The following is a 10,034-nucleotide window of genomic DNA, read 5'->3' as shown; positions in this document are numbered from 1 at the left end:
TCACTAAGCTGTTGTGCATTTAGTTTGTATAATTCTAGCGGGCAAGATGCCCGCACTACAAAGTTTAAGTAAATTATGGTTATCAAATTTAGCTGCGTAACAGCTTACCAGTCGGATTCCTGTATTTAATATTTTCAGTAAAATTACTAATAGCTGAATTACTATATTGACAAAAACAAATATAAACAATCTTTTTAGGCTATTCTAAACTAAGTATATTAATTTCTAAGAATACCAATTTTTTGGGCGAGTTTGTTAGAATCGTACATTAGCCCCTGTTATAGTGTTTTGGCGTTAGTTGCCAACAAAGCTATATTGGAATCGTCAGTAACCCAGCCCTAAAGGGATTGGGCTTGCAAGAGTAATCAAGCAAGCCGTACTGACCAGACCACCCTAAGCGTTGTCGAAGGGTAGCCGTTATTTGAGTCACGACACCCACCGAATGCGTTGCCAGTTCCCTGCTCTGTCGCTTGTGATTAAACAGTTCTAAGGTAACTGGAACAGTGTTGCAAGCTCAAGCAAGCTCTTATAACAGGTCGTTCGCGCAGCGTGCCGTAGGCATCAGCTAACATTACCCCAGAAATGGGAGTTGGTTTCCAGATTCCAATCAAAAATCTGGTTTCAATTTTAATATCCACAGCGGTTAAAACCGCTCGTGTCGTTTCCCTCTCAGGTCTAAAGACGCGCTCGTTTCCCACTTACCGGGTGTTCTTATGAAAATAGATCAATGTTCTTGCTACTAGTAATGGATAAGGGCAATAGGTAATAGATAATATAAGTAGGTGAACACAATAAAACCAAACTGTGTAAAGAAACGTAAGTAATTGGACAAAAATATTTACAGTCATTGCGAGGGAAGGGAAGCAATCACAACCCTTGGAATTGCTTGATTTCACTTCGTTCCATATGGCTAATGCCACGCAACGCTTACGCAATGACATTGTGTAATTAATTCTATCTCACTCAAATCTCTGAAAACTTCTTTACTCTTGCCTATTGCCTATTGTCTATTGCTGTATGTGTTTAATGACCAGTGACCACTGACTAACGACTAATGACTAATGAGTATTTATACTTCTGTACTGAGTGATTTACTAGACTCACTCCCCCATCTACGACCTCAGTTATATTTTAAGGCTTCACTAACTGCGCTCTCCCATGCTATGGAGGATCAGGTTTTAGCCGCTAATTTGGATCGTCCTCTGATTATTGCTAGTTTTCAGAAAGAGCGATTTTACCGTCAAGAAGCCCATCGTTATCAAAAACTGGCAGAAAAAAGTAATCAAATATATGTATTATCTGCACCAGAAACGGAGTTTGCTAATAGCTCAGAATATTATGAAAAGATCGCTTTTGAGCATGATGATGCTTTAGCTCAAGAATGGCATTTGCTAGTAGTTGCTGATAATTATGCTACTTGTTTAATCTGTAGAGAAAGCTTGGGTTCTCTGGCTAAAAATCAACATACCTCAGAGATGCTCCCTAACTTGGATATGGATACAGCGCAAAGATTTGAGGGGATTTGGACATCGGAAAAAGGAGTGTGTTTAAAAGCTGCCCAATTGTTATTAGATAGAATTCAGGCGTATCGTCCAGATTTAGCGGAAAAAGTGGATGAAGTGTCCAGTCGGTTGGGAATTGGGAAATTAACAGGTAGGTCAGTGATCAATTCTTATCATGAGTATGCTTGTGATCTTGATACTGACCCGTTTGTGCAGAGGTTGGTGACATATCTGCAAGCTAGTCAGTATAAGCTGCATAAAGCTTACCGTTCGATTGCGGCTCAAGCTCAGAAAGAACGGCTGGTAAATTCGATTAGTACAGCAATTAGGCGATCGCTTGATCCACGGGAAATTCTCCAAGTGGCAGCGCAAGAGTTAGGACAACATTTAGGAGCCTGTCGTTGTCTAATTTATCGCGCCCAAGCTACAGATGCCAAAGCTACAATTGAACATGAATTTTTGAACTCTAATATCTCATCGGTACTGGGTCAAAGTTGGGAGTTAGAACATAATCCCCTATTTCAGCAGGTGCTACAACAGCTTGAGGGGGTATGTGTGGCTGATACCCTGGGGGACTTTCAAGTCAAGAAATCACCAGCCTTATCGTCCATTGTCAGGCAGTTTGGCGTGCGTTCTTGGTTGATCGAACCGGTATTATATCAAGGGCGACTATTGGGAATTGTGGAGTTACATGATTGCCATTTTCCTCCCCATGAATGGCAACCAGGGGAGTTAGACTTAGTGAAAGCGATCGCCACCCAAATTGGTACAGCCCTGATTCAAGCCGAATCTTTTGCCAATTTAGAAGAACTCAACCAACAACTAGAAGCTTTAGACCGCACCCGGAGTAATTTAATTGCCATTACAGGACACGAACTCCGCACTCCATTATCCACCATTCAAGTTTGTTTAGAAAGCTTGGCTACTGAACCGGATATGCCTTGGGAATTGCAACAAATAATGTTGAGTACAGCCCTTACCGATTCCGAAAGAATGCGGAAACTGGTACAAGACTTTTTAACCCTTTCTAACTTAGAAAGCGGTCGGGTAGAATGGCATCCTGAATCATTAACCATTCAAGAATGTATAGATTTAGCCCTCAGTCGCTTACGGACACGCTCTAGCCAAGAAAAAATACCCAAAATCACAACTCAAATTTCCGACAACCTACCTTTGGTCAGGGCTGATGGTGATTGGTTAGTGGAGGTAATCGCCAAACTTGTAGACAATGCTTGTAAATTTACTCCCTCTTCTGGGCAAATTATTCTGAAAGCCATTAGCAATGATCAGGAGATGCTAGAAGTCACCGTAGCGGACACAGGGCGAGGAATTGAACCCAACCGCCTAGAAATCGTTTTTGACCGCTTTTATCAAGAGGAAGGGGCATTGCGCCGAACTACCGGGGGAACTGGCTTAGGTTTAGCCATTTGTCGGCAAATTGTCAATGGCTGGCATGGAAAAATTTGGGCAGATTCCACAGGTAAAGACCAAGGCAGTCAGTTCCATTTTACTATTCCCATTGTGTATGGTAGTCAGGAAATTGACACTCTCCGGTCTAAAGACGCGGAGATTCTATAGAGAGTTTCAGTCTATATCCCTCAGTTATCCCAGTTTCAGGCACTGCCTTAAATATTTGGGTTCTTGCCCTGATTTCGTTGGCCCTGGCGGGCGAAATCATATCTGACAAGCGTAACTTTCCGAGAGTCCCTCGGTAGCTTTTTATGTCTTTAGTGACAATATAGTTGTATCACGAATATGGATTAAAATTTGAAATTATTTCAAATTTTCAAATTAACGTCAAGGCAGGATTTATCGTGCCTCTAGCCTTCATCCCTTGTCTAAAGTCCAAATGTGGCTTCCTGAGTCAGCCACATTTTCAAGGGTTTTCGGCGTTCTTCCTTATAATTGACGACTGACAACCAACCAATCACTAAGGGATCACCAAAAAATAAATTACCCGATTTTGTGGGATGGGCATCCTGCCTGTCCTTGGTAATTAGCGGGCAATTCGTCCCGCACCACAAGAAACTTTTGGGGATTTTTTTAATTGGAAGTCCCTAAAAACTGTTACAGTCTATAACGCGATCGCAACATAAGTCGAGTTCCAATGTTAGTATGCCGTAAAAACCTACAAGACACAGTTTATGGCAACTTTGACTGGAAAAACCCCAATCTTTGGTGGCAGCACTGGCGGGCTACTCACAAAAGCTGATGTAGAAGAAAAGTACGCTATCACCTGGACTAGTCCCAAAGAGCAAGTGTTTGAAATGCCCACTGGTGGCGCTGCTAAAATGGTAAAAGGCGAAAACCTACTTTACATTGCTCGCAAAGAGTACGGTATTGCTTTAGGCGCACAACTTCGCAAATTTAAAATTACCGACTACAAAGTTTACCGCATTCTCCCCGGCGGCGAAACTACCATGATTCACCCTGCTGATGGCGTGTTCCCTGAAAAGGTAAATGCTGGACGTTCTATGGTGCGTCACGTACCCCGCAGAATCGGTCAAAACCCCAACCCTGCACAAATCAAATTCAGCGGTAAAGCTACTCACGATGCTTAATCCTTAGGCAATGGGTGATAGGTAATGGGTAATGGGGAAGAAGAATAAACTTTGCCCCCTTGCCCATGACAAAAAACTCACTTTTAATTTTTAACTGTTAATTTTTATTATGATTTTTCCCGATTTCGACCAGTTTCAGAAACTTGCTGTCCAAGGTAATTTTGTGCCAGTGTATCAGGAATGGGTAGCCGACTTAGATACACCTGTATCCGCTTGGTATAAAGTTTGTGCAGATCAACCTTATAGCTTTTTGCTGGAATCGGTGGAAGGTGGCGAAACCGTAGGCCGTTATAGTTTATTAGGTTGTGATCCTTTGTGGATTTTGGAAGCAAGGGGTGATAAAACCACCCAAACCCATCGAAATGGTGATCAACAGGTTTTTACAGGTGATCCGTTTACAGTTTTATCTGAGTGTTTAGCACCATATCACCCAGTAAAATTACCAGAATTACCTTCAGGAATTGGTGGTTTATTTGGGTTTTGGGGTTATGAATTAATAAATTGGATTGAGCCGCGTGTACCAATTCATCCTCAAGATGAACGCAATATCCCTGATGGATTATGGATGCAGGTAGACCAGTTATTGATTTTTGACCAGGTAAAACGGAAAATTTGGGCGATCGCCTACGCAGATTTACGTGATCCAGCCGGGTTAGAGGTAGCATATCAAAAGGCGAGCGATCGCATTCAGGAAATGGTCAGGAAGCTATCTTTGCCCCTATCACCAGAAAACACCAAATTAGCTTGGACAGCCCCTGGAAACAAGCCTAAAGCGGGCATAGAGGACTATACCAGCAACTTTACCTGTCCCGAATTTTGCGCCAGTGTGGAAAAAGCCAAAGCACATATCAAAGCTGGTGATATTTTCCAAGTCGTCATCTCACAACGCTTATCCACAGAATATACAGGTAATCCCTTCGCCCTTTACCGTTCTTTGCGGCAAATCAATCCTTCGCCATACATGGCTTATTTTAACTTCCAAGACTGGCAAATTATTGGTTCTAGCCCCGAAGTCATGGTCAAAGCCGAATGCAATGATGAAGGGGAAATCATCGCCACAGTCCGTCCCATTGCGGGAACTCGACCAAGAGGGAAAACTACAAAGGAAGATGCAGCTTTAGCCGCTGATTTACTTCAAGACCCCAAAGAAATCGCCGAACACGTCATGTTAGTTGATTTAGGACGCAATGATTTAGGGCGGGTGTGCAGCAGTGGTAGTGTGAAGGTTGATGAATTAATGATCGTTGAACGCTACTCTCATGTTATGCACATTGTCAGTAATGTGGTGGGTAAGTTAGCGCCAGGTAAAACTGCATGGGATTTACTCAAAGCGTGCTTTCCGGCGGGGACTGTCAGCGGTGCGCCTAAAATCAGGGCGATGGAAATTATTAATGAGTTAGAACCCAGCCGTCGAGGTGTCTATTCTGGTGTGTATGGATATTACGATTTTGAAGGACAATTGAATAGTGCGATCGCTATCAGAACTATGGTATTACATAATCAGACGGTGACTGTCCAAGCTGGTGCAGGTTTGGTAGCTGATTCTGACCCAGAAAAGGAATATGAAGAAACTCTGAATAAAGCTAGAGGGTTATTAGAAGCAATTCGTTGTTTACGATAAACTCTACTTTTTAGAAAGAAGGGAAATTAAAATCAATACTGGAGTTAAACTATGATACCAGCTATTAGTAGACCTTCAACACTACTTGGTCGAATTCAAGTTGAAAAAGTAGATAAATTCAATTTATTTAAATTTACTGATGAATTCCAGAAGCGAATGGAAGAACTGTTCATAGTTTAACCAAATATGAAACCCCTCTGGTAAACCTCTCCCCACACCTCTCCTTTTCCCTCCCTTGTAGGGGAGGGAAAAGGAGCAGCTTTTATAATTGGAGAGGCTTTGAACTTGTTATTTGGATGATAAAAAAGTCCAGCTTCTAGCCGTTTTGAGTACAAGTAATTGGACAAAAATATTTACAGTCATTGCGAGGGAAGGGAAGCAATCACAACCATTGAAATTGCTTCATTTCACTTCGTTCCATATGGCTAACGCCACGCAACGCTTAGAGGATGTTTTAAAAGTATTAGATGAAACCGATAATCTCCAAAAACCTAACCCCCCTGCCCCCTTCCCTACGAGGGAAGGGGGTTTTCAAAGCCTCTCCCCGCTTCGGGGAGAGGTTTGGAGAGGGGTTTGTTTATACATTAAAAACTTCTCAAACACCCTCTTACGCAATAACATTGTGTAATTAATTCTGTCTCACTACTTATTGCTATTGAAGCAATTCGTTGTTTAAGGTGATTACAGATGAAGTCTTGCGGACAATTCAAATGTCTGATCAAGAATTAAGGGATTACCAAAAAATAAATTACCCAATTTTGTGGGATGGGCATCCTGCCTGTCCCTGGTAATTAGCGGGCAAGATGCCCGCACCACAAGAAACTTTTGGGGATTTTTTTAATTGGAAGTCCCTTAGTTCTGGAGTTTAGACTAAAAACAGAGATAGTAGTTAAAACTACTGAGAAAAAGTGAGTTAAAAATACTACAGATTATAGAGAATAAAGAATTGGCGAAAAAAAGCGGTCAGTGATGTAAAATTGACCGGGAGATCATACAGCTTGGGCGAGAATAGATGCACCGACGTTAAAGGACAAAACCTATGAGCATCAAGAACAACCAATGTCAGGAACAAAACCCGTAACCTTGGGACAAGGCTACAGCACAATTGCAGTCATCCCAGAGACATCTGGAAGTTGGGCTTTACCGCTATTACATCAACGCATTACCAGTTTTGAGAATCCAATTCAAAAAGCCGCTGCACAGCTAAAGCTGGTGTGCGAAAATCTACCTACACGTCCGATTAGCTTGTGGGATTTGTGAATATGGCTGTGCTAGTTTTATCAATCAAACGAGTGATATCCCCGCAGATAAATTAATGCGGTTACGTCCCAATCGAGTGGTATATGATGCACCACCACCTTATAGCGGCAAAGGTCGTCCCCGTTCTCATGGTGCAAAATTTAAGTTGAATGACTCAAGTACATGGTGGACACCAGATGAAACTGTCGAGGTTAACGACCCACAAATGGAACGATTGTCTATCCGTTTGTGGTGCATTATTGATATCGAAGACTACCACTAACACCACGCAGCAGGGGAAACAGAAATATGAACCAAAAACTAGCACCAGCAAGAGTACCAACCCCAGGCAGAATTTTAAGTCGAGAACTAGAAGCGCGGGGGTGGACACAGAAAGACCTAGCGGAAATCATGGGTCGGCCTGTGCAAACCATCAACGAAATTATTCGCGGTAATAAGCAAATTACTCCAGAAACAGCCCTGGAACTTTCCCAAGCCTTTGGGACATCACCAGAATTTTGGACAAACTTAGAAGCCAAATATCGCTTGCATTTAGCAAGTAAACAAAAAACCGAGCCAGATATAGCCCGTAAAAGCCGTTTATATACCCTTGCTCCCATCCCAGAACTGATTAAAAATAATTGGATTCCTAAAACCAATTCCTTAGATGAATTAGAGCAGCAAGTTTGTAATTTTTTAGGCATATTTTCTTTAAATGAAACCCCCAAATTAGATGTTAACTTTCGTTGCTCACAGCATTTAGAACCAGAAGAAACATCCCAAATAGTTTGGGTAAAACGAGTAGAAAACCTAGCCAAACAGCAAACCATCCCCGCTTTTAACCGTTCTCACCTAGAAGCAGCAATACCCACAATTCTCACCCATGCTGCACAACTAGAAAACATTGTACATATTCCTAAATTACTCACAGATTTAGGCGTACATTTTGTCATTGTCCCCCATCTCAGTAAAACCTATTTAGATGGTGCAGCCTTTTATTTAAACAATAATCCCGTTGTCGCCTTAGAGGGTGTTTGAAAAGTTTTTAATGTATAAACAGACCCCTCTCCAAACCTCTCCCCGACGCGGGGAGAGGCTTTGAAAACCCCCTTCCCTCGTAGGGAAGGGGGCAGGGGGGTTAGGTTTTTGGAGATTATCGGTTTCATCTAATACTTTTAAAACATCCTCTTAACATTGAGATATGACAGAATTGACTCATTTTGGTTCACACTCCTGCATGAATTAGCGCATATTGTTCTCGGACATCAAGGAGCTTATTTAGATAATTTAGAAGCATTAGCAGAAAATGGAGAAGAACAAGCAGCTAATCAACAAGCAGCCCATTGGTTAATAGAAACTCAAGCCTTAAACAACTTTGTTAGCAAAACTGGAAAATTCTTTTCACGCCGTGCAGTTGAAGAATTTGCCCAAACACAACACCGACATCCAGGTATTATTTTAGGGCGGTTACATCATGAAGAAATAGTTCCGCAAAAAAATCTCAGAGCATTACTTGTAAAAGTAAGTCCCTTGTTAGAACAATGGATTGATAAATAATTGAGAGATATTTGATGTTTTGATTTTTCGGTAGGCCTTATGTGAGTTAGATGCTGAAACACCGTAGTCTCGTTCACAGAGGTAGAAATTACGATTAACGTAAAAGCCACAACCTTTGATGTTGTTTGCAAATTTTTAATTCACATAAGGCATTGGGTATAAAATATAAAAGGGTCTTGAGGAGCGTTTTTGAAGTGTTGACCCTTAGCTAAATTGTACCACAAATGTTTCTTGACAGGCAGAGTTTACATATTTACTGATTTTAGCTAATCCGACTTTTTTCTCTAACTACGTTGTAGATTGTTCCTCGACACCATGCTAATGGATATTTAATAGACGTTCCAGATTCTAATGTCTTAACGCCACGAAGAAAGGCATCATGAATTAAATCTATTGGCTCAACAACAGTTTGTAAGTGAAATTTCTGGATAAGCGAGGCACTCCAGGCAATTAGATACAACCCATGAGGATTACCTGGACTCAGTAATTCCCCAATAACTTTATAGAATTCCTCCACACAGGTAGCAGGTGTGGATAATTTGGAATGAGACTGTGCTTTTTTTCCGACCACTTAACCGTTTTGTAGAAGAACGCGATCGCATTGAGAATTAGGCGATCGCATTGAGAAATAGGCGATTCTTTTAAGAAATGGGCGATCGCTTTGAGAATTAGGCGATTTTTTAAGAAATGGGCGATCGCTTTGAGAATTAGGCGATTTTTTAAGAAATGGGCGATCGCTTTGAGAATTAGGCGATTCTTTTAAGAATTAGGCGATCGCTTTGAGAATTAGGCGATTCTTTTAAGAATTAGGCGATCGTTTTGAGAATTAGGCGATTTTTTAAGAAATGGGCGATCGCTTTGAGAATTAGGCGATTTTTTAAGAAATGGGCGATCGCATTGAGAATTAGGCGATTTTTTAAGAAATGGGCGATCGCTTTAAGAATTAGGCGATTTACTTGCAGTAGTGCTTCGCTATCATTTGGTGATTTTCTTGGGGGTAGAAGCAGCTTGATAATTTCTACCCATAACTATCCATATATTACTGTTTGTCCAAGTCTTCAAGAAGTTGATCAACAAAATCCCTCAACCGTTGCTGCCAATCAGGGACGGTTTTAATTTTTTCCCTGACTCCAGGTAAAACCTTAAATTGCAAGGGTGATTTATCGGAGGCTACTTGATTTTGTGGCTTAAATTTAATCCGAGGCATTGCCAAATCTTAATATATCTGATATACTAGATATCATAACACAACATTGAAGGTCGAATCAATGCTTTTATCATTCAAAACCGCATTAATTCCAAATAACGGACAGGTTACAGCTTTTCGTAAAGCATCTGGAGTAGCTAGACACGCCTATAACTGGGCAAATGCTCAAATCAAGGATATTTTAGCTGCTCAAAAAGAAGGCGAAAAACTTAAATTACCCTCAGCGATTGACTTGCATAAAAAGTTAGTCGCCGAGGTTAAATCTGAACACGCTTGGTATTACGAAGTTAACAAAAATGTCCCACAAAAGGCGTTAACTGACTTACGCCAAGCATGGGATAGGTGTT

At 41.3% G+C, this 10,034-nt stretch carries 10 protein-coding genes; 9 read left to right on the top strand and 1 reads right to left on the bottom strand.

What is annotated here, in order from left to right; all coding sequences use genetic code 11:
• Positions 1–1,061: 1,061 nt before the first annotated feature.
• The 7 genes from IQ228_RS13385 (at position 1,062) to IQ228_RS13360 (ending at position 8,480) form a co-directional block, all read left to right on the top strand.
• A complete protein-coding gene (locus tag IQ228_RS13385) occupies positions 1,062–3,080 on the top strand; it encodes a DICT sensory domain-containing protein (protein WP_027400815.1) in 2,019 nt (672 codons plus the stop codon).
• 566 nt (positions 3,081–3,646) lie between these two features.
• The gene (locus IQ228_RS13380; protein WP_015079642.1) at positions 3,647–4,063 is read left to right on the top strand and encodes a photosystem I reaction center subunit II PsaD; all 417 of its coding nucleotides are present in this window, start codon (positions 3,647–3,649) and stop codon (positions 4,061–4,063) included.
• Positions 4,064–4,172: 109 nt separating this feature from the next.
• Positions 4,173–5,684, top strand: coding sequence for an anthranilate synthase component I (gene trpE / locus IQ228_RS13375; RefSeq protein WP_193963101.1), 1,512 nt, complete (start codon positions 4,173–4,175; stop codon positions 5,682–5,684).
• Between the two features lie 1,059 nt (positions 5,685–6,743).
• Positions 6,744–6,944 (top strand): hypothetical protein, encoded by a 201-nt coding sequence (locus IQ228_RS26640; RefSeq protein ID WP_228043863.1) that lies wholly within the window; start codon positions 6,744–6,746, stop codon positions 6,942–6,944.
• Positions 6,907–7,206, top strand: a complete 300-nt coding sequence (locus IQ228_RS26635; protein WP_338059009.1) for a transposase — start codon at positions 6,907–6,909, stop codon at positions 7,204–7,206. The genes IQ228_RS26640 and IQ228_RS26635 overlap by 38 nt, the downstream gene beginning before the upstream one ends.
• 26 nt (positions 7,207–7,232) lie before the next feature.
• The gene (locus IQ228_RS13365; RefSeq protein ID WP_193963099.1) at positions 7,233–7,961 is read left to right on the top strand and encodes a HigA family addiction module antitoxin; all 729 of its coding nucleotides are present in this window, start codon (positions 7,233–7,235) and stop codon (positions 7,959–7,961) included.
• Between the two features lie 156 nt (positions 7,962–8,117).
• Positions 8,118–8,480, top strand: a complete 363-nt coding sequence (locus tag IQ228_RS13360) for an ImmA/IrrE family metallo-endopeptidase (protein ID WP_228043862.1) — start codon at positions 8,118–8,120, stop codon at positions 8,478–8,480.
• A gap of 262 nt (positions 8,481–8,742) precedes the next feature.
• Here the strand turns inward: IQ228_RS13360 and IQ228_RS13355 are convergent, their stop codons facing one another.
• Entirely contained in the window at positions 8,743–9,051 is a 309-nt protein-coding gene (locus tag IQ228_RS13355; protein ID WP_027400811.1) for a hypothetical protein, read from the bottom strand.
• 248 nt (positions 9,052–9,299) lie between these two features.
• Between IQ228_RS13355 and IQ228_RS13350 the strand changes: the two genes are divergently transcribed.
• Both IQ228_RS13350 and IQ228_RS13345 read left to right on the top strand, forming a co-directional pair.
• The gene (locus tag IQ228_RS13350) at positions 9,300–9,596 is read left to right on the top strand and encodes a hypothetical protein (RefSeq protein ID WP_193963098.1); all 297 of its coding nucleotides are present in this window, start codon (positions 9,300–9,302) and stop codon (positions 9,594–9,596) included.
• A 152-nt stretch (positions 9,597–9,748) separates the two neighbouring features.
• A partial coding sequence (locus IQ228_RS13345; protein WP_193963097.1) for a helix-turn-helix domain-containing protein occupies positions 9,749–10,034 on the top strand: 286 nt, incomplete at its 3' end.

Origin of the sequence: Dolichospermum sp. LEGE 00246 (assembly GCF_015207865.1) — a bacterium.
Lineage (GTDB): Bacteria > Cyanobacteriota > Cyanobacteriia > Cyanobacteriales > Nostocaceae > Dolichospermum > Dolichospermum heterosporum.
Note: the sequence above shows the minus strand (reverse complement) of the source record. Positions and strands in the feature narration are given on the sequence as shown.